This is a genomic window from Roseibium sp. (assembly GCF_025698965.1).
Classification (GTDB): Bacteria; Pseudomonadota; Alphaproteobacteria; order Rhizobiales; family Stappiaceae; genus Roseibium.
The window spans coordinates 1-19504 of record NZ_JAILWL010000059.1 but is presented as its reverse complement, the minus strand read 5'-3'; the positions used below and the strand labels follow the sequence as shown (position 1 = coordinate 19504).

At 55.9% G+C, this 19504-nt stretch carries 23 protein-coding genes and 1 pseudogene; 15 read left to right on the top strand and 9 right to left on the bottom strand.

The window, feature by feature from the left end; all coding sequences use genetic code 11:
• Window positions 1-182: 182 nt before the first annotated feature.
• From rpmH to K5905_RS07080, 9 genes are all read left to right on the top strand, one after another.
• Complete coding sequence (gene rpmH / locus K5905_RS07120) at window positions 183-317, top strand: 50S ribosomal protein L34 (RefSeq protein WP_006934271.1); 135 nt, start codon at window positions 183-185, stop codon at window positions 315-317.
• 59 nt (window positions 318-376) lie between these two features.
• Window positions 377-778: a ribonuclease P protein component gene (rnpA, locus tag K5905_RS07115; RefSeq protein WP_297581900.1), complete on the top strand. Its 402-nt coding sequence runs from the start codon at window positions 377-379 to the stop codon at window positions 776-778.
• Between the two features lie 6 nt (window positions 779-784).
• Window positions 785-2617 carry a membrane protein insertase YidC gene (yidC, locus tag K5905_RS07110; protein ID WP_297581898.1) on the top strand — a complete coding sequence of 611 codons (1833 nt, stop codon included), beginning with the start codon at window positions 785-787 and terminating at the stop codon, window positions 2615-2617.
• A gap of 233 nt (window positions 2618-2850) precedes the next feature.
• Window positions 2851-3531, top strand: coding sequence for a CatB-related O-acetyltransferase (locus tag K5905_RS07105; RefSeq protein WP_297581896.1), 681 nt, complete (start codon window positions 2851-2853; stop codon window positions 3529-3531).
• Between the two features lie 9 nt (window positions 3532-3540).
• On the top strand, window positions 3541-4188 hold the full coding sequence (gene yihA / locus K5905_RS07100) for a ribosome biogenesis GTP-binding protein YihA/YsxC (RefSeq protein ID WP_297581894.1): 648 nt from the start codon (window positions 3541-3543) through the stop codon (window positions 4186-4188).
• A 96-nt stretch (window positions 4189-4284) separates the two neighbouring features.
• Window positions 4285-5172, top strand: a complete 888-nt coding sequence (gene argB / locus K5905_RS07095; RefSeq protein ID WP_297581891.1) for an acetylglutamate kinase — start codon at window positions 4285-4287, stop codon at window positions 5170-5172.
• Entirely contained in the window at window positions 5169-5912 is a 744-nt protein-coding gene (locus tag K5905_RS07090) for a pyrimidine 5'-nucleotidase (protein WP_297581887.1), read from the top strand. The genes argB and K5905_RS07090 overlap by 4 nt, the downstream gene beginning before the upstream one ends.
• Window positions 5913-5983: 71 nt before the next feature.
• On the top strand, window positions 5984-6862 hold the full coding sequence (locus tag K5905_RS07085) for a LysR substrate-binding domain-containing protein (RefSeq protein ID WP_297581884.1): 879 nt from the start codon (window positions 5984-5986) through the stop codon (window positions 6860-6862).
• 108 nt (window positions 6863-6970) lie between these two features.
• The gene (locus K5905_RS07080) at window positions 6971-7351 is read left to right on the top strand and encodes a hypothetical protein (protein WP_297581881.1); all 381 of its coding nucleotides are present in this window, start codon (window positions 6971-6973) and stop codon (window positions 7349-7351) included.
• Window positions 7352-7467: 116 nt separating this feature from the next.
• On the opposite strand, the gene K5905_RS07075 is transcribed toward K5905_RS07080, so the two are convergent.
• Window positions 7468-7848: a tautomerase family protein gene (locus K5905_RS07075; RefSeq protein WP_297581878.1), complete on the bottom strand. Its 381-nt coding sequence runs from the start codon at window positions 7846-7848 to the stop codon at window positions 7468-7470.
• A gap of 95 nt (window positions 7849-7943) precedes the next feature.
• On the opposite strand from K5905_RS07075, the gene K5905_RS07070 reads away from it, so the two are divergent.
• Window positions 7944-8801, top strand: a complete 858-nt coding sequence (locus K5905_RS07070) for a LysR family transcriptional regulator (protein ID WP_297581875.1) — start codon at window positions 7944-7946, stop codon at window positions 8799-8801.
• A gap of 71 nt (window positions 8802-8872) precedes the next feature.
• Here K5905_RS07070 and K5905_RS07065 read toward each other — a convergent pair whose 3' ends face one another.
• Window positions 8873-10315: an NCS1 family nucleobase:cation symporter-1 gene (locus K5905_RS07065; RefSeq protein WP_297581873.1), complete on the bottom strand. Its 1443-nt coding sequence runs from the start codon at window positions 10313-10315 to the stop codon at window positions 8873-8875.
• 171 nt (window positions 10316-10486) lie between these two features.
• Between K5905_RS07065 and K5905_RS07060 the strand changes: the two genes are divergently transcribed.
• Together K5905_RS07060 and K5905_RS07055 are read left to right on the top strand one after the other, a co-directional pair.
• Window positions 10487-11143 carry a GntR family transcriptional regulator gene (locus tag K5905_RS07060; RefSeq protein WP_297581872.1) on the top strand — a complete coding sequence of 219 codons (657 nt, stop codon included), beginning with the start codon at window positions 10487-10489 and terminating at the stop codon, window positions 11141-11143.
• A 245-nt stretch (window positions 11144-11388) separates the two neighbouring features.
• Window positions 11389-11787 (top strand): GFA family protein, encoded by a 399-nt coding sequence (locus tag K5905_RS07055; protein ID WP_297581871.1) that lies wholly within the window; start codon window positions 11389-11391, stop codon window positions 11785-11787.
• A gap of 14 nt (window positions 11788-11801) precedes the next feature.
• Here the strand turns inward: K5905_RS07055 and K5905_RS07050 are convergent, their stop codons facing one another.
• Window positions 11802-12281 (bottom strand): NUDIX domain-containing protein, encoded by a 480-nt coding sequence (locus tag K5905_RS07050; protein ID WP_297581870.1) that lies wholly within the window; start codon window positions 12279-12281, stop codon window positions 11802-11804.
• Between the two features lie 181 nt (window positions 12282-12462).
• Here K5905_RS07050 and K5905_RS07045 point away from each other — a divergent pair, with 181 nt between their 5' ends.
• A complete protein-coding gene (locus tag K5905_RS07045) occupies window positions 12463-13563 on the top strand; it encodes a fatty acid desaturase family protein (RefSeq protein WP_297581868.1) in 1101 nt (366 codons plus the stop codon).
• 3 nt (window positions 13564-13566) lie between these two features.
• Here K5905_RS07045 and K5905_RS07040 read toward each other — a convergent pair whose 3' ends face one another.
• The 4 genes from K5905_RS07040 to K5905_RS07025 all read right to left on the bottom strand — a co-directional run bounded on the left by K5905_RS07040 (window position 13567) and on the right by K5905_RS07025 (window position 16464).
• Complete coding sequence (locus K5905_RS07040; protein WP_297581865.1) at window positions 13567-14178, bottom strand: ATP-dependent Clp protease proteolytic subunit; 612 nt, start codon at window positions 14176-14178, stop codon at window positions 13567-13569.
• Window positions 14179-14229: 51 nt separating this feature from the next.
• Window positions 14230-14589 (bottom strand): polyketide cyclase, encoded by a 360-nt coding sequence (locus K5905_RS07035; protein WP_297581862.1) that lies wholly within the window; start codon window positions 14587-14589, stop codon window positions 14230-14232.
• The gene (locus K5905_RS07030) at window positions 14586-14900 is read right to left on the bottom strand and encodes a helix-turn-helix transcriptional regulator (RefSeq protein WP_297581859.1); all 315 of its coding nucleotides are present in this window, start codon (window positions 14898-14900) and stop codon (window positions 14586-14588) included. The genes K5905_RS07035 and K5905_RS07030 overlap by 4 nt, the downstream gene beginning before the upstream one ends.
• Before the next feature lie 103 nt (window positions 14901-15003).
• Entirely contained in the window at window positions 15004-16464 is a 1461-nt protein-coding gene (locus tag K5905_RS07025) for an FGGY family carbohydrate kinase (protein WP_297581856.1), read from the bottom strand.
• Window positions 16465-16729: 265 nt separating this feature from the next.
• Between K5905_RS07025 and K5905_RS07020 the strand changes: the two genes are divergently transcribed.
• Window positions 16730-17155, top strand: a complete 426-nt coding sequence (locus K5905_RS07020; protein WP_297581854.1) for a GFA family protein — start codon at window positions 16730-16732, stop codon at window positions 17153-17155.
• Between the two features lie 92 nt (window positions 17156-17247).
• Here the strand turns inward: K5905_RS07020 and K5905_RS07015 are convergent, their stop codons facing one another.
• The gene (locus K5905_RS07015; RefSeq protein WP_297581852.1) at window positions 17248-18153 is read right to left on the bottom strand and encodes a catalase; all 906 of its coding nucleotides are present in this window, start codon (window positions 18151-18153) and stop codon (window positions 17248-17250) included.
• A gap of 84 nt (window positions 18154-18237) precedes the next feature.
• On the bottom strand, window positions 18238-19197 hold the full coding sequence (locus K5905_RS07010; RefSeq protein WP_297581850.1) for a catalase: 960 nt from the start codon (window positions 19195-19197) through the stop codon (window positions 18238-18240).
• A 120-nt stretch (window positions 19198-19317) separates the two neighbouring features.
• Between K5905_RS07010 and K5905_RS07005 the strand changes: the two are divergent.
• Window positions 19318-19504 (top strand): annotated as a pseudogene (locus K5905_RS07005) (MarR family transcriptional regulator); the annotation flags it as partial.

Sequence of the window (19504 nt, the reverse complement as noted above, 5' to 3'; positions counted from 1 at the left end):
ACTCAGATTCTTGGGTGGCAAACGTTGACTTGAAGCTGCATGACGCTTATAAGCGCGCTCGACCGGGACATGCATTCGGACCCAGGCTGATTTAAGCTGTGCGCTTTCAGCGCTTCGGGTGCTTCCTCCAAAGAATTTAAAAATGAACAAGGGCCGCGCAAGAAACCGCGCGGGGAAGAACAATGAAGCGTACGTATCAACCGAGCCGTCTTGTCCGCAAGCGCCGCCACGGCTTCCGCGCACGTATGGCCACCAAAAACGGTCGCCAGGTGCTTGCTCGTCGTCGTGCAAAAGGCCGCAAGAGCCTCAGCGCCTAATCGGCGATCAGCCCGCAGTGCGCCGGGTTGGCGGCGTCTGCCAAAAGCAAACCGCCACCATGGACACTCTTAAAAAGCGCTCCGAATTCCTGGCGGTCGCCAAAGGCGGCCGATTGGGTCGGCGCGCTTTTGTCGTTCAGGGCATCAAGCGCGACACGGAAGACGCACCGCGTGTGGGCTATACCGTCACCAAAAAAACCGGAAATTCCGTCATGCGCAGCCGCATCAAACGCCGGCTTCGGGCGGCAGTGGCCGAATTGACAACCGACGATATTCCGCAAAAAGCGGATTTTGTGCTGGTCGCACGCGACAGCGCGCTCACTCTTCCCTTTCAAAAACTTGTCACAGACCTTAAGTCTGGCCTGACGCAAGTGTTGGACCCGGAGACGCCGCGCGGACGAAGCAAGCCGCGCCGTGGAAACCGGCAAACTCAGATGGCATCGCGCAGGAAACAGGGGTAACTCCAGTTGATTTCTGAAAACCGAAACACGATTCTGGCAATCGTTCTGTCCCTGGTCGTTCTGATTGGCTGGCAGTATTTTGTGGCCCAACCGCAACTGGAGCGCCAACAGGCAGCTCTTGACGCGCAACAGGAAGCAAATGCGGGTCTGCAGGCAACCACCGGAGGTGCCAATCCGGATGCTCCACAGCCTTCCGTGTCACCGGGAACGGATGCAACCGCACCGGCCCAGTCGGCAGGCGGCCAGCCTACCTTTGCAAGCCGTGATCAGGCGCTCGCCGCTTCCAAACGCGTTGCAATCGATACACCGCGCCTGGAAGGTTCGGTCAATCTGTCGGGAGGCCGCCTCGACGACCTTCGCCTGAAGGACTACCACGAGACCGTCGACAAGAGCAGCCCGACCATCGTGCTGTTCTCGCCGAAAGGCAGCCCGGCGCCTTACTATTCCGACTATGGCTGGGTTGCCGATCCGGGCGCAGATATTGCCCTTCCGGGCCCCGATACGGTCTGGTCGATCGAGGGTGAAGCCACGCTGACCCCGACGACGCCCCTGACACTATCGTGGGACAACGGCGGTGGCCTGACGTTCAAGCGGACTTATTCGGTTGACGAGAACTACATGTTCACTGTCGCCCAGACCGTTGAAAATGCGACCGCGGATGCGGTGACACTTTACCCTTATGGCCTGATTGCCCGTCAGGGCACACCGGAAACAACCGGGTTCTTCATTCTTCATGAAGGCCTGCTTGGCGTATTCGGTGAAGATGGCCTCCAGGAAGTCGACTATTCCGACCTGGAAGAAGAAGGCACCATCCGTCCCGCCAAGGTGGATCAGGGCTGGCTCGGCATCACCGACAAGTACTGGGCCTCAACGCTGATCCCGGTTCCTGGTCAGGAGTTTCAACCCAGCTTCAGCCACTCCACAACAACCGGCAATTTCCAGACCGACTACCTCGGCAACGGCGTGACCGTCGCTGCAGGCCAGACGGGTGAAACCAGCTCTTATCTGTTTGCCGGCGCCAAGGAAACGAATCTGATCGATTCCTATGAGGAAACCCTTGGGATCAAGCAGTTCGAACTCATGATCGATTGGGGCTGGTTCTACTTCCTGACCAAGCCGATGTTCTTCGTCATTGACTGGTTCTTCCATCTGATCGGCAATTTCGGCGTCGCCATCCTGGCAGTGACGGTCCTGGTCAAGTTGATCTTCTTCCCGCTTGCCAACAAGTCCTACGTTTCCATGAGCAAGATGAAGCTCGTGCAGCCGCAAATGACGGAAATCAGAGAAAAATACTCCGACGACCGGCAGAAACAGCAACAGGCGCTGATGGAGCTTTACAAGAAGGAAAAGATCAATCCGCTGGCCGGCTGTCTGCCGATCCTGATCCAGATTCCGGTGTTCTTCTCGCTCTACAAGGTGCTGTTCGTCACCATCGAAATGCGCCACGCACCGTTCTTCGGCTGGATCCAGGATCTGTCCGCGCCGGACCCGACGACCATCTTCAACCTGTTCGGCCTGATCCCGTGGGATCCGCCTCAGATGCTGATGCTGGGCGTCTGGCCACTGATCATGGGTATTACCATGTTCATCCAGATGAAAATGAACCCGGCCCCGCCGGACCCGACTCAGCAGATGATCTTTACCTGGATGCCTGTGGTCTTCACCTTCATGCTGGCGTCGTTCCCGGCCGGTCTCGTGATCTACTGGGCCTGGAACAACACCCTTTCCGTGACGCAGCAGTATGTGATCATGCGTCGTCAAGGCGCCAAGGTGGAGCTCTGGGCCAATCTCGGATCCATGTTCAAGCGAAAGAAACCGGCAGCCGACGACAAGGGCTGACAAGTCCGGGAAGACCTGCTAAACACCAAGGCCTCGCCAATCGGCGGGGCCTTTTCATTTGAGACCTATTGGTGCCTCGCGACAACCTGAGGCAATCGAAACTGAAGGAGTGGCTGGTTCAATGACCCACTAAAGCAAGACCTACACCGCAAGGCGAAGTCGCTCACCGGCAGGTCGACCGCGTTCCCGAACGCATTTTTTCTTCCCTTGTTTACTTGCTTTCTGGAGGTCCCATGCACGGCCCGTCCCCTGACACACTTCATCCCTTCAACGGCGAATCTCATACGGTTTTTCTGAAAAACGTGATCAGCCGGCCGAACATCGAAGTCGGCGACTACACCTATTACCACGACGAAAACCACGCCTCCGACTTTGAAACCCGCAACGTGCGCTATCACTTCGATTTTGTTGGCGACCGGCTCAGGATCGGCAGGTTCTGCGCTCTGGCGACGGGAACAACCTTCATCATGAACGGTGCAAACCACGCCATGACCGGGTTTTCCACCTACCCTTTCAACATCTTTTCAGACGCCTGGCGGGACGGGTTCGATCCGGCAACGATCTTCGATCATCTGCGCGGCGACACAATCGTCGAGCATGATGTCTGGTTCGGCACCAACGCAACGGTCATGCCTGGTGTCACAATCTGTTCGGGCGCGATCATCGGCGCTCACTCCGTTGTCGCATCGGACGTTCCGCCTTTTGCCGTCGTCGTCGGCAATCCCGGCAGAATTGTCCGGCTGCGATTTCCGGAGGAGGTAATCGACCGGCTTCTTGAAATCGCCTGGTGGCACTGGCCGGTCGAAAAAATCACGCAGAACCTCAGCGCGATCCGGAGCGCTGACCTCGATGCACTTGAACGGGCCTGCCTTGAGGACGACCGCAGGCTCGACGCCGAGGCAAAGGCAAGCTAGAAGGCCCATATGAGCGAAGAACAAACTTATACGCAGGAAGACCTGGAGGCCGGGCGGCTCATGTTTGCCCGCCAATGGGACTTTCTGACCAGCGTCACCGATATGATCAATCTACCCGAGGCGGCCGACACCGAGATCGCCTTTGCGGGCCGGTCCAATGTGGGTAAGTCCAGCCTGATCAATGCCCTGACGGGACGAAAGGGCCTTGCGCGGACGTCCTCCACACCGGGCCGGACGCAAATGCTGAACTTCTTCATTGCGCCAGATACCCCGCTGACGATTGTGGACATGCCGGGATACGGCTACGCACAGGCACCCAAGGAACTGGTCGAAGCCTGGACCGAGCTGGTCTTTTCCTATTTGCGTGGCAGACCGAACCTGCGCCGTGTGATCCTTCTGATCGACAGCCGGCACGGCATCAAGAAAAACGATCTGGAGGCGATGGATCTGCTGGACAAGGCAGCGGTGGTCTACCAGGTGGTTCTGACCAAGTCGGACAAGATCAAGCCACCGGCGCTCGAGCGGTTGATCACAGAGACCGAAGCCCTGCTTGCCAAGCGCGTTGCCGCTCACCCGATCATCATCGCGACCTCGTCCGAAAACAACCGGGGAGTTGACGAACTCAGGGCGGAATTGTGCCTGCTCGCCAATCAGTAATCCGTGACAGCAGACTGATTGTGAAGACCCGCCAAACCGGCTATAGCAAAGATCTTTCGCCAAGCGCCCAATTGACCTGTTGAGTACCAAATCTCGATGACCACGCCTGAAATGACCAGCCGAGCCCACATTATTGCGCATGCCCTGCCCTACATGCAGCGCTATGACGACAAGACCGTAGTGGTCAAATATGGCGGGCATGCCATGGGAGATGCTGAACTTGGCCAAGCCTTCGCGCGGGATATCACGCTGTTGCGCCAATCCGGTGTCAATCCGGTGGTGGTTCATGGCGGCGGTCCTCAGATCGGCAAGATGCTGCAACGCCTTAACATCGTCAGTGAGTTCAAGGGTGGTTTGCGGGTCACCGACAAGGCCACCGTCGAAGTGGTCGAAATGGTGCTGGCGGGCTCGATCAACAAAGAGATCGTGCAGATGATCAATGCCGAGGGCGGCCGTGCGGTCGGACTCTGCGGTAAGGACGGCAATCTCGTCACTGCCCGCAAGCTGAAGCGCACTGTCGTCGACCCGGACAGCAACATTGAAAGTGTCGTTGATCTCGGTTTTGTCGGCGAACCGGCAACGGTCGATCCGACTGTGGTCAAACTGGTCCTCAAGGAAGCCATCATTCCGGTTGTTGCCCCTGTCGCTCATGGCGAAGACGGCGAGACCTACAACATCAATGCCGACACCGCTGCCGGAGCCATCGCCGGATCGCTGAATGCCAAGCGTCTGTTGTTCCTGACCGATGTTCCGGGCGTACTTGACAAGGAAGGCAACCTCATCAAACAGCTCACGGTCGCCAAGGCGCGAGACCTAATCGCCGACGGCACGATATCAGGCGGTATGATCCCCAAGGTCGAAACCTGCATCGAAGCCCTGGACCGCGGCGTTGAAGGCGTTGTCATCCTGAACGGCAAGGTACCGCATGCTGTTCTTCTGGAACTCTTCACAGATGGCGGTGCGGGGACCCTGATCCGCCCGTGACAGGTAAACGCCCCCTGCCCCTTGAGGGCCCGCATATACATCGCCAGGATTTGAGGGTTTTCAAAGGCGTCGAAGCATGGGTATTCGACCTCGACAACACGCTCTATCCGCACGATGCCGACCTGTTCTCCCAGATCGACGAACAGATTTCGCTTTACGTCCAGAAAATTCTCGACCTCAACCGTGCCGATGCAATGGCGCATCAAAAAGCGCTGTATCACGAATACGGGACAACCCTGCGCGGTCTTATGACCACGCACAAGATCGATCCGGACGACTATCTCGCCTTCGTGCATGACATCGATTATTCGGGTCTGGCAGCCAATCCGGAACTGGCCACTGCAATCGAGGCGCTTCCGGGGCGAAAATTCATCTTCACCAATGGAGACCGGCCTCACGCCGAACGCACGGCAGCAGCACTTGGGATCTCGGAGCATTTCGAGGATATCTTCGATATCGTGTCGGCTGACCTGATCCCCAAGCCCAGCCGGGAAACCTATGACAAGTTCGTTGAATGGACAGGCATTTCTCCCGCGCGCTCAGCCATGTTCGAGGACCTGCCGAAGAACCTGAAGGTTCCCCATCACCTGGGCATGCGCACGACACTCATCATTCCCAAGGGATCCAGGGAAGTCTTTCAGGAAAGTTGGGACCTTGAGGGAGATCCTTACCCGCATGTGGATTTCGTGACGGAAGATCTGACCGGTTTCCTGAAAGCAGTTCTCGGTGCCCTGAGCTGAATTCCGTCGAGACTGGCGCCGGGTTAATTAGTCAGCTAAATTGAGTAAATCTCAATAACGGAAATTTCGTCATGGCGTCCCTTCGCGCGCTCCACGCCTTCTCCCTGCTTGCCCGTCATGGCCGCGCCGCGCTTGCCGCGGAGAAGCTCGGTGTCTCACCCTCCGCCCTGTCCCATTTGATGCGCAAACTGGAAAGTGAGCTCGGTGCAACTCTGGTCAATCGCGACGGTCGCGGGCTGACGCTGACGGAGGAAGGGCAACGACTGGCTCTCAGCCTTGGAGACGCCTTTGACCGGATCGAGGAAGCCGTCGACAGTTTCAAGCGCCGGGGGCGCACTGAATTGCGCATCAGCACGGTGTCGACCTTTGCCACGCGCTGGCTGATCCCCCGCCTGCCTGAATTTCAGTCAGCGCAGCCCGATGTGGAACTTCTTCTGTCCGCGTCCACCCGCATGGTGGATCTGGACCGGGAAAACTACGATTGCGCGATCCGGCTCGGTACAGGCAACTGGCCGAGTGTCGAAAGCCATCTGCTGTGGAAGGAACATCTCGCAGTAGCCCTTGCCCCAAACCTTCTGAGCGACGAAGATCCGGCGGCTCCTTCGCAACTTTCCAACCTGAAACTGCTGCACAGCGCATCGCGACGCAATGACTGGACCCAGTGGCTGGAGGATGCCGGCCTGGACCATCCCGACACCAATTCAGGCATGGTTCTGCAAAGCCGCGACCTTGCCATCCAGGCAGCCATTGCCGGCATGGGGGCGATCGTGATCGACCGCCGTTTCATCGCCCAGGAACTCGAAGCCGGTCACTTGATCGCGCCGGATTGGAAAGTCGTCGAGCTGGAGACCGGCTATTGGTTCGTCCGTTCTCCTGCCCGCACGCTGACCCGGCCGGTCGCCGCATTCCGCGATTGGCTTCAGGATACCGCAGGTGGAAAGGAAAGCTGAACAGGCATTCCCTTGCGTTATCGTAGCGTTAGGCCGCATACTTCCGCCTGATGGATCAATGGTCAAAGGACAAAGCACAGACCAAATCCATCGGGGGGAACCATTAATATGTTCAAATGTCTGACGCGCGCCGGACTTCTGGCGCTTTCAATACTTTATCTCGCCACGGCTTCTACGACAGCCTCTGCGGAGACGCTGAAGTGGCGATTTCAAAGCAAGCATCCCAATATAGTCGACGTGGAACTCTATTCCGACGACCGCCGGGGGCATGTCTGGCCAGGAAACAACAAAATCTATGTGCTTGACGATTTCTCAACCAAGACAATCAGTATTTCCTGCAGGTCCGGCGAGTCCATCTGCTATGGCGCCTGGGTGCGCAATAGAACCAATCTTTATTGGGGTGTCGGCCATGAGAACCGGAATCGGTGCTCAAGTTGCTGCTACACCTGCAATGGTGGCCAGACCAAGGTGATTGTACTCAATCCGTGAATAGGACGGTCGACCCGGTGATGCCTTGAATTGTCATAGCTGCCAGCCTATGCGGCAAACCATCAAACCCATCACCGGTTCAATTTCCGAGGCGGAGGAGAAAGGCCTGGGTCACTTCAGGCGTATTGGGCGACACCAAGACCAAGCGACCAGTTTTCCTTCTCTACCTCGACGAGATTGACAAATACATCCTCTGAACGAATGCCGGGATCTTTGCTCAGCAATTCCGCGATCTTGCGATACAGCGCCTTTTTCTGGTCCGACCGGCGCGTGTTGTTGGCGGTGATCCGGATAAAGACAAGATCGTCGCTCCGCGCAATATCAAGATAAGACGCGCTATAGCGGAAATTCACGGCATCATGCTCTGTTATCGTCATGAACTGATCATCTTCGGGTACGTCGAATTCCAAGTGCATCGCCTGGTAAACGCCATCGAGGATGGCCTGCCTGTAAGCTTCTGATTTTCCGGTGCGCAGTGAGACATGGACGAGTGGCATCTGGGACTCCTTTCCAGTTTTTCCGATTTTAAACTAGATGCCGCCGCAACATTTTAATATACAATGAATAGCTATATCAGAAATTGAGAAACTAAATGATTGAGCGTACCCTTGACCTGGATGCGGTCCGGACTTTCGTTCGAATTGCTGAACTGGGCAGTTTCACACGCGCAGCCGAGGCGACACATTCAACGCAATCCACGGTCAGCCTGAAACTGAAACGGCTCGAGGAACGGCTTGGCTGCAAGCTCGTTGAGCGCACACCTCGCTACGTTCAGCTTTCTGCCCAAGGAGCAACATTTCTCGAACACGCCCGCGAACTGTTGCAAAAGCACGATCGTGCGCTTTCCGCCTTAACCGGTTCCCGGCAACGCGTGACCATTGGCATCAGCGATCACGTTGCCGGGCCTGAACTGCCGATGCTGATCGCCCGCATGAATGCGCAAGACCCCGAGCTTCTCATAGAAATCCGGATCGCCTCTTCCGGCGATCTCCTTAAAAGTTTCGACCGCCATGAACTGGGCACGGTAATCGTGCGCCTTCACGACGGGCGAAGCGATGGAGAGCACATAGTCGAGGAGAAGTTCAGCTGGTTCGCCGCACAGAGTTGGCAACATCGCGCAAATGAACCGCTTCCGATCGCGACAATGCCAGAGCCCTGCGGCGTGCGCATTCTGTCCGGCAGCCTTCTCGACAAGGCCGGAATTCCCTGGAAGGAGGTATTTGTCGGAGGCGGCGTTACTGCGGTTTCCGCCGCGGTTATGGCCGGTCTCGGCGTTTCGGCTCTGGCGCGGCGGATGCTGCCATTCGGTGCGGTTGATGTCGGTCCGAAACTCGGGCTCCCCGAATTGCCTTCTCTTCCGATTGTCCTTCACACCAGGATCAGGGACGGCCGGCCGCGCGACGCCATTACAGCGCTGGCAGTTGCCTTCAGGAGCGCGGTACAGGAATAGTCCGGGCGTATTCAGCCCACGAAAAAGCCGGTGAAGCCGAAACTTCACCGGCAAGTTTCTCGGGACTGCCTTCAGACTTTGACGCGCCCCTTAGCAAGCACGTTGTAGATTACGCCACCGAGAAGAGCGCCGACCACCCAGTTGTAGCCCGACAGGAACGCGAACCAGGGAACCCAGACGGTCGCAACCGAGAAAATTGCTGCCAACCCGAAAGCCTTTACGGCAGCGCCGTTCCAGCCATTGTCGTAGTAGTAGATGCCACCATCCATGTTGTAGAGATCATCCTTGTTCAACTGCTCCTTCCGGTGGAAATAGTAGTCGACAATCATGATCCCGAAGATCGGAGCAAGCGTTGCGCCGAGCGTGTTGACGAAGCCACTGATGCCGAACTGGCTGATAAAGCTGTTCCAGAAGCCACCGATGACCAGGGCGAAGACAGACGTGATGAGACCTGCCTTGCGGAAGCTGATTTTCTCAGGTGCAAGATTGGCAATGCCGTTCACGGCGGGAATGAAGTTCGCCACGAGATTGATGCCGACCGTTGCGGCAAAGAAGGTGATTGCCGCAATTATTCCCAGAAGCACGCTGTCCGTGCGCTCGACAATCTCTGTCGGATTTATGATTTCCTCACCGAAGACGACCGCAGCCCCACCGGTGGTCAGAAGCGCCAGAGCCGAAAACAGGATCATGTTGAACGGCAGGCCGGCGAGGTTGCCCAGGACCATGGTCTGCTTGTCCCTGGCATAGCGTGAAAAGTCGCTGAAGTTGATCATGACGGCCGCGAAGTAGGCGACCATCGTGCCGACAATGGCAACAAAGCCCGTGAATTCAGTCCAAAACGTACCTTCAGGATTTGCAAAAATCGTCGCCGTGGCTTCAAGGAGCTGCCCGTCCGAACGCTGCCAGAGCACGATGACAAGACCGATCATTACAACATAGACGAAGGGGCCCGCGATATTCAGGAACGTCTCGACCCAGCTCATGCCACGCCAGAAGATCACTATGTGAAAGCCCCAGACGACAACGAATGAAAACCACTCAATTCCTGTCAATCCAAGAATTTCCGTACCGCCACCGGCTCCGGTGAGCGAACGGATCAGCAGTGCCAAGGCTGTCGACGCGAAGTAAACCTGAACCCCGTACCAAAACACTGCCACCGTCGCGCGCAGCACTGCGGGCAGCTTCGCCCCTTCTGTTCCAAGACTTGCGCGTGCCAGAACCGGATATGGTATGCCGTATTTTTCTCCGGCGGCTCCCGACAGGTTCACCATCCACATGACGAACAATCCGGCGGTGATCAGCGCTGCAAACGCCGTCCAACCTCCGACGCCATACGAAATGAACAGCGACGCTACCAGCGAATAGCCGAAAAGCGATTGCACATCGTTTGCCCAGATATTGAAAATGGCAAACCAGCCCCAGGTCTTTTCGTTGGGCCCAACGGGATTAAGCGTGTTTCCCTCAGGGTCCAGCGTGCCCTCCTGGGTAACGTGAATTTCATCTGTTGCGGTCATTTATTCCTCCCTCAAGCCCAATATGCGTGCGGCAGTTGAGCCTGCCGCCAACAACATGTCTTTTGAACTTGTAGGTAACATGTTAGGCGCTATACTAGATGAAAGACTATAAAGAATTTCAGATAACACCTTAAGGCATCTGCAGGAAATACGGGAAAAGGAGAGACGGGAATGAACAAAACGCAGGACGTTCAGCTTCAGGCAGATCAAGCACAGGAAGCGCTGTGGACTGCGTTGCGGAGCGGCAAGCTGCGAGATGGACAGTTTCTATCAATGTCTCAACTTGTTGAAATTCTTGAATTTCCCCTCGCCGCTGTCCGTGAGGCCGTAAAACAGGCCAGCTCGCTGGGGCTGCTGGATACGCTGCCCAAACGCGGCATAAAGGTTATGGAGGCGCGCCCGGAAACCATCCGGGACTGTCTGGATTTCCGGATGGTTCTGGATCAGGAAGGGGCACGGCGGCGTGTATCCAACGGCGCGTTATCCGGTCTCGAGGCTTTGAGAGACAGGCACCAGACCATGCGGGAGAACGCTCAAGCCAGCTCCGGCAATGATCTGCCGCCCCAAGCCATTGAAGTCGACTTGTCCCTACACGACTTTCTGGCCGGTGGTCTGGGCAACTCACAGCTGGAGGCAGCCTATAGTGCCAATCGCATGCGTATCGCCATTATCCAAAATGCGCGCCCGTTCCTTCAGGTCCGGATCGTTTCGGCAATGGAAGAGCATCTTGCCGTCATAGAGGCACTGGAACGCGGTGATGGTGATGGTGCGGCGGACGCGATCCGGCATCACTGTGAACAGACCCTTCGCTGGTGGGGTGTTGCCTGAACTCCTCTGCTTCATTCTTCAGGCTTTCCCTAGTGTTTGACGCGAACGGGCTGGTAATCTGGTGCCGCAATGATCATAGCGGATCGGCAGCTTAGAAGGGCCTGAACCGCACTTGTGATCAACTTCATCAAATCCGGGATTCGGTCTGAATTTGTAAACCACCAATCCGACTTTGAGATTGCCTTGATATACATGTTCACGTATTGTTCTCACCTCTTTTCATTCGTTCAAGGAGGACAAGTCCGGTGATCAAGGGAAGCTGTTGCTGTGGGGCGGTGAAATTCGAACTGATTTCCGAACCGTCCATGATGGGCACCTGTCATTGCTCCAGGTGCCGCAAGGCCGGGGCGAGCACTATCGTCTTTGTCAAAAAGGAGCAGTTGAACTGGGTGCAGGGGAAGGAACAGGTCGCACTCTACCAGCCGACGCCCCCTTACAAGTATGGCAGATGCTTTTGCAAGATCTGCGGATCATCGCTTGGAGAAATCCTCTCCGAGGAAGACAGTTTCCCGATTGCTGCCAACGCGCTCGATACCGAGTTCGGCCTCAAGAACCAGTTTCATGAATTCGTCAGCGAAAAACCGTCCTGGTACGAAATCTGCGATGATGCGGAGCAGTCTGAAGGGCATCCTCCCTCTTCGTGAGGATGAATGAAGCGTCAGGTCACTGCGGTCTTTTTCACATCTATCAAAAGATGTTTGCTGGGCTCGCGGTTGACGAACTCATCCTCAACCCACCGAAGGACCCGTCTCTGACCGCCAAACGCGACCATCTCGACGGCATCGTCAAAGCTGACCCAGCGATATTCGCTGTGTTCATGGTTCAGGTGCACCGCATGGCCGGGGTCGATATAGGCTACAAAGACCGGCGCCATCGTTATGGCGTCCCGGGCAGCCTCGTAGAACTGCTCGCACGTATCGGCGGAATATAAGGAGATGGGTGTCAAACCGGTTTCCTCCTCCAACTCGCGCAGAGCAGCCTGCCAGGCCGTTTCCCCGTCTTCGATGCTTCCGGCAACCTGACACCACTCTCCTGCCAGCGACTGCGTCCTCTTCAGCAGCAGCACCTCATAGTCCGCCCCCACCTTGCGCACGGCAACGAGGGAGCTGAGGAAGACACGAATTGGAACGTCAGGCATGGAAAAGGCTTTCAAACTGGCGAAGGGATACGGTAACCATCTGATTTTTTGAACTTAACCAAGAACAGCACCGCCTGCAAAAAATGGAGCTTCTCGAATGTTTTTCGAATATCTGGTTTGCAAATTTTTCTCGCTCAAGCCTTAAGTGGACGTCTGCCACGACTTGAATTAGCGTTTCTCCATGACCCGGGATTATTCGCTCAATGGTGAAGCTGCCAGGTTGGCTGTCAGGGATGGCATTGCCAATCCCACCTGGTATCGCCCCAGAATTGACCCCAAGGAAATCCTGAAACTTCGCGAGAAGTCGGATGCAATAGCCCTGCGCGACACGCTGCTGTGGCTCGGACTGATGGTCTTGTCCTGCGGTATCGCGATTTGGCTCTGGCCGTCCTGGTGGTCGGCCCCCTTCTGGCTCGTTTATGGCGTGCTCTATGGGTCTGCGTCGGATTCCCGTTGGCATGAATGTGGGCATAAAACCGCCTTTAAAACCGCCTGGATGAACGCCGCGGTCTATCAAATCGCCAGTTTCATGCTGATGCGCAACCCTGTCGTTTGGCGCGCCAGCCATGTCCGGCATCACACCGACACGATTATTGTCGGGAGAGATCCCGAAATCGTGGCAATGCGTCCTCCGGATCTTTTCAGGATCGCGCTCAACTTGTTTGGCATCGCCGACACCAGACAGCTGCTCGGACGCATGTTCCTGCATGTCAGCGGACGCCTGCACCCGGATGAACGCGAGTATGTGAAGGAAGGTGACCAGAGCAAGGTTTTCCTGGTTGCCCGCATCTGGCTCTTGATCTACCTGATGACGATTACGCTCTGCTTCTGGCTGGGCTCAATCCTGCCGCTGATGGTCATCGGGCTGCCACGGCTGTTTGGAGCCTGGCATCACGTGTTGACGGGTCTGTTGCAGCATCTGGGTCTTGCGGAAAACGTGACGGACCATCGGCTCAATACCCGAACGGTCCTCATGAATCCGATCAGCCGGTTCATCTATCTCAACATGAACTACCATCTGGAACATCACCTGTTCACGATGGTTCCCTACTACCACCTTCCGAAACTTCATGAATTGATAAAGCACGACGTTCCGCCGCCTGAACCGTCAATTCTGGCTGCGTTTCGAAGACTTGTTCCTGTCCTGGTCAAACAGCTAAGATATGAAGATGCCGTCATCGTTCCCAAACTTCCCGAAGGCGCCACTCCGTATAGAGAGGAGGTTGAACGGCTTCGACCTCATGCCGTTCAGGACAGTCGTTCGATGATTGGCCGACAATAGCCATCACACGTCGTCAGAAATCTCGCGCTCAGTAAGGATCCGGTCGATCAAGCCCCATTCCATGGCTTCTTCAGGCGTCATGAAACGGTCCCGATCCATGGCAGCCTCGAACTCTTCATAGGTGCGATTGCAATGCTCGGCGTAAAGCCGCGTCATGCGTTGCTTGGTCCGCAGGATTTCCTCGGCGTGGATTTGCATGTCCGAGGCCTGCCCCTGGAAACCGCCTGACGGCTGATGGATCAGGATATTGGCATTGGGCAACACGGCACGCTCGCCAGGTTCACCTGCCATCAGCAGGAAAGACCCCATAGATCGCGCCGTACCCATGCACAGCGTATGAACGGGCGCCCGGATGTAGCGCATGGTATCGTACATGGCAAAGCCGCTGGTAACCATGCCGCCGGGTGAATTGATATAGAGCTGAATCGGTTTACCGGGACTATCCGCCTCGAGAAACAACAGCTGTGCACAGACGAGCGCAGATACCGCATCGTTGACCTCGCCGTTCAGGAAGATGATCCTCTCGCGCAGGAGACGGGAATAGATGTCGAAAGACCGTTCGCCGCGGCTGGATTGTTCCACGACCATCGGGACGAGTTGCATCGCTTCGCGCATAGGCGACCTCCTGTGATCTCAATTCACTGGTTCTGAAGTTTAAGCTGAGGCTCAGGCCGCAAGCATCATCGTGGGTTCGTTGCTGTTCGCCGCATTGCGCATCGGCAAGGAGAGCTGGGTGTCGACAATGCCATGGGTGATCTTCAGGATCGTCCCCCCTCCCGAACCGGGCATAAGTTGAAATTCCACGATACTTTCGAGGAAGGGAGGCACGTCTTCACGCAGTCTGAAATGGATCTCGTTGCCTGGCTCAGCGAAAACCGGCTCGGCATTCGCCAGGTCTCGCTCAGGCAGCCACCTCTCCCGGAATTCGGGAATAACAATTGCCCTCCAGACCTTCTCGGGCGAAGCCTCAAGCTCGTATTCAAACACCAGATCAGTGGTTTCCGCCTCGACATCCATGTCTTTCATTGATCCATGTCCTTCAAAAGTGTCTTCAGCGCATCAATCCGGGCAGGCCAGTACGCCCGATACTTCGCCAACCAACCGGCAATATGAGCCAGGCCGTCAGGGTCGACCTCGTAGTTGACAAAGCGGCCCTGCCGTTCCTGGCGCACCAAGTGCGCTTGGCACAATACGGCAAGATGCTGCGACATGGCTGGTTGACTGATATCCATCCCGTCCCGCAAAGCACTAGCGTTCAGGCGACCGTTGGCCAGCTTTTCAAATATTGCACGACGGGTCGGGTCGGCCAGGGCTTTGAAGATATCATTCTCGATCATCGCAATACATAAGCACACACTTATGTATTGCGCAAGACCAAATTTTGTGCCTGGCTCAAACCATCGAAGAGCAATGGAAATCCGGGAAACTTTTGGAGAAGTGCTAGTCGTTCAGAGGTTTCAGCGAACGATACAACGTCTGAAACGCTTCAAAGCGTTCATTCGCCACCTCGACATCGGCCTTGCCGGGAAGAAACTCCCGTTCCACCGACACGAGCGACTGTGCCGCTGCCTCGAGATTTTCGATGGCCCCGCAAGCAACACCCGCGATGACCAATGCGCCCGTCGCGCCAGGCTCGTGACCACTGACACGCTCCATCGTTTTGCCCAGCGCATTGGCACGAATTTGGCACCATGTGTCGGACATTGCCCCTCCACCTCCGTGTCGGACCGAAGCGAGAGACCGCGCTCCGCTTGCCTCGACAGCTTCCAGCGCCAGCCGAGCGGAGAACGCAACCCCTTCCATGGCGGCAATCACGAATGCTTCCGGGCCGGTTGCGCCGGTCAGGCCAGAAAATGCACCTCGGGAGGCAGCATCCCAAAGAGGCGCTCTTTCGCCGCTCAGATGCGGCAGAAAAAGAGGGCTTTTCGCCGTAACCTTGGTTGCTGTCGCCTCGGCGCTCAAAGAGGCAACGTCCTTTCCCAATAATCGCGACAGCCACTCAAGCGTCGCACCGCCGGACTGGGTTGGGCCTGCATGAAGCGTTATGCCTCTCCACTCGGGAAAAACGATAACTCCTTCTTTTCCGGTGCGCGTGCGCGAAATCAGCCCAAGGACTTCGCTGGTTCCCGACAGGTACATGCCCTGCCCTTCAGAAACGACACCAAGGCCGAACATACTTGCCCAGGCGTCCATGGTCCCAACAGCGACAGGAATACCTTCGAACGGCCAACCGTCACGAACAGTCCCGGCGATCTCTAGAGGGTCAGCAAGCCTGGGCAACAGCTCCACGGCACGTGGAACAAGGTCGAGCACATCGTTCGCATAGTCAAAGTTTTCGCCTACCAGGCCTACGGCTGAAATGGGATCTGCGCTTAAATCACCCGTCAATTGGGCGATGACATAGTCTTTCGGCAGCATGACGTGTCTTGTCGCAGCCCATGTTTCAGGATGTTCTTCAGCCATCCATGCCATGCGCGCAAGGGCATGGCTTGCATCAATGGGGATTGGCGCGCCGAGCGCACGGATCTTCGTCTCGACATCGATGAGAGCTTCCAATCGAGCCGCCGCCTTTGCCGGTCGCGTATCTTGCCAAGTCACAGCCGGGCAAAGGGGCATCCCGGCTTGATCGCAGAATACATGGGTGTTGACCTGCGATGTGATCCCGATTGCAACAATGTCGCCGGCACGCGCGTGATCGGCAAACAGCTTCAGAGCCTTCTCAACATGCCTTATCCAGTCAGCCGGGAATTGCTCCGCGGCTCCTGCCACACTGCGATTTGTTCCATAGCTACTGGCATAATTTGCCAGTCGCACGCCCCTCTCGTCGGCCATCACTGCCTTGACAGAGCTGGTGCCGATATCCACTCCAACAAAGACGGCACCGCCTCTTCGAAACGACATTGATTATCCGCCTGTTCTGGTACATACGGTTCGCGAGAACCTGATCATTCAGGAGAACGTTATCAGTCGACTGAACAGCGGTCGAGTTGGCTCACGTGGGTTCCCGGCAATCTGCCAATGCTGCCGAAACGGTCGGTGTCGCATTTGGGATGCGCGCAGTCCAACTCAGGTTCGCCTTCGAATTCAAGACATGTCAACCATTCAACATGGGAGCCGACACCCGGGCTTGCGTTTCGGCAAATTGACTGGATAACCGGAGAGACACATGACGACGTGTGGCCATTGCCTTTGCAAAAAGACACGCTGGGAATACGAAGGTGATGTGACCTGGGCCTGTTATTGTCATTGCGACGACTGCCGTCGAAACTGCGCAGCACCGGTTGCTGCCTGGTTGGGCGTGCCGCTAAGGAACTTCAGGTGGACTGGTGAAGCACCAAGAACATTTGAAAGTTCAATGGGTGTATTCAGGCATTTTTGCAAGGACTGCGGATCACCAATCGGCTTTGAGGCAGATCATTACAAAGGGGGCATGCATCTCTATGCCGCTTCCATGGAGCGCCCTCAGGATTTCAGGCCGTCATTCCACGTGAATTATGAAAACAAGCTTCCATGGCTGCAAATGGACGACGATCTTCCGAAACATAAAGGCACTTTGCTTCATGCCCCGGAAGACCTGAGCGACTATTCTTAAAATTTGGCGTGTTTGCGAGAGCCCTTAATGTCTCTGACGGAAACGACCACCTCAGCGATAACGATATCTGTGGCAGGTTTCTGAACCTGATTTCAGGACCGCTGCTCTGAACGTCTTGATTTCGACACCGCATATGCAGCGCTGCGAAGCGGGAACACTTCGTCTTTCGGAGCATCGACACCAGCTGGAATGCATGCCGGGTCGAACACTCGTGCCTGATGAATGTTGCCGGCATCCAATTCCTTGATTTCGACCGTGCCCAGGGAAACTTCCCGGTGTTTCCCAACCCAGGGAACGGTGGGATCAAGAAGTTCGTCCTTTGTATTTGCTACTAACAACTTCAGTATCCAGCGAGCTGGACCATCCGATAATGTTGCCAGCATGGCACTGTGAAGATAGTCGTCCGGAACGTCGGCCAGCTCTTCATCCGTCAATCCGGTGCGTCCCGCCTCGGGCTCCAACAAAAGCCGGGCGTCGACAGGGGGCGTGCCGAGCGTAAATCCGTAAGCGTGCCCGGAATGATAGTTCTCAGTCGAGTAGCATCGGCATGGCGCTGTTGCCTTGAGATACTCCTGATGCGGTACCGTGTTCGGGTTGGCTGCGTTGAAAGCCTTCACTTTTTCCGGATTTGGGCCACCGATTTCGGGATCAGGCACACGTGCTGCAAGAAACTCCCTCAACTGCTGACCGGAGTTGGCAAAAAAGACCGGGGCCGAAATCAGCGCCATCGACCAAATCTCAACCTCGCTTCCGATCGTTAACCCGACACCTCGCACGGTCGGGCTCTTGTCGCTGATTGCAGGTTTGCCGCCGCCGACCGAGAACCTGGCAAAAACCGGTTGTTCCGATCGCAACAATGGAATTTCAACCGCGGCCCGGGGACTTGCCGGTAGAAATCGGCCGGTTGCCGCAAATCCCTTTGCGTGCGACGCCCGGTAACCCTTGTGTCGTCCGAACGTACCGTTGAGTGCATCTATCAGTTTTTCAGCCTGGGTCACTTCGATATCTCCAGAAGAGTGTTTCTATTGCTGGTCGCTTGCCGGCAGTTCGGGCAAGCGGTCTTAACTTTGGGGTCTCTCACATCAATCCTTCTCGGACAGACGCTTGCCGACACCGATCGCATAAATCAGCGAGCGTGCCTCCAGCATCCGATCTTCAGAGGGGGCAAATCCGTCGCTCAGGACCAATGGGTCGTAATTGATCGCATCACATTGGCCATCGGCCTCGGTTGTGGCTGACATCACGACAAACTTGGCTGCGGTGATCTGGTGGTGCTCACCGGTCCACAGGGCAGCTGGATTGTTTACCGGATCATCGGGATTGGCGATCGTGACAATCATGTTCCAGGCCACTTCGCCTGCCTGCAGATTTGCCTGGATGTTCTGGAGGAAAAAATCCTGGCGCGGCTCAAGGACTATCTTGTGTTCCCCAGCCGGGACGAAGGAGAAACGGATGGCTGACTTCTGCCCCGTCTTGTCGATCAGATAGAAGCTGTTGATGCTGTTGTAGGTGGCACCTTCGTAGGGACGCAGGGTTTTGTCGATCTCTGCGTGATACTTCTTATGGGCGCGCAATTCCGGGCTCTTTGCGACGAAGGCGGCAACTGCATCCTTGCCGGTGGCTTTCGCGCGCATCAATTCGGTAAAGGCTTCCGGCGACGGGACCGGGAAGAAGTGCTCGGTGTTCATATTAAAAATGTGAAGATCACCGTCAGCCGTCGTGATTTCCATTGCCAGACCAAAATGGCCAAACTTGTCGTCGGCTGCCGCGTTGTTCCCACCTTTGTGCGAAACCCGTGCGACCACGCTGGACTTGCCGGTGAAAAGCGAACTTGTGGAATAATTGCGTATCGTTGCATCCACCGGCCGGAACTCGCCCTCGATGCAATATCCCTTTGTGTGGTTACGGCGTTTTCCCTGCGTTACGCCAAATACATCTTCAAACGCAGCAATAGCCTTTTCTGCATTGTCGGCAGCATCTTGAGCGGGCGAGACAGTTGATGTCATCATCATGAGAAGGACCAGTGAGCCTGCTTTCCACATTGCGCAGTTCCTTTCATTTTTTATTTGTGTACTAATTATTAGTGAACTAACATTTTGTGTAAAGACAATCAAGTGTTACACAGAAGTTCGCACAAAGGCGCTAAAACAAGGGACAAACGCTTGTCAGAATTAACTGATGCGACTCATCCGACAGACATAACGCTGGATTCACAGCTGTGTTTCGCGCTCTATTCAGCGTCCAATGTAATCGATCATTACTACCGTCCGCTGCTGGAAGCTCACGGCCTCACTTACACCCAATACATTGTACTGATGGCTTTGGCGGAAAATGACAACGTCCCGATTA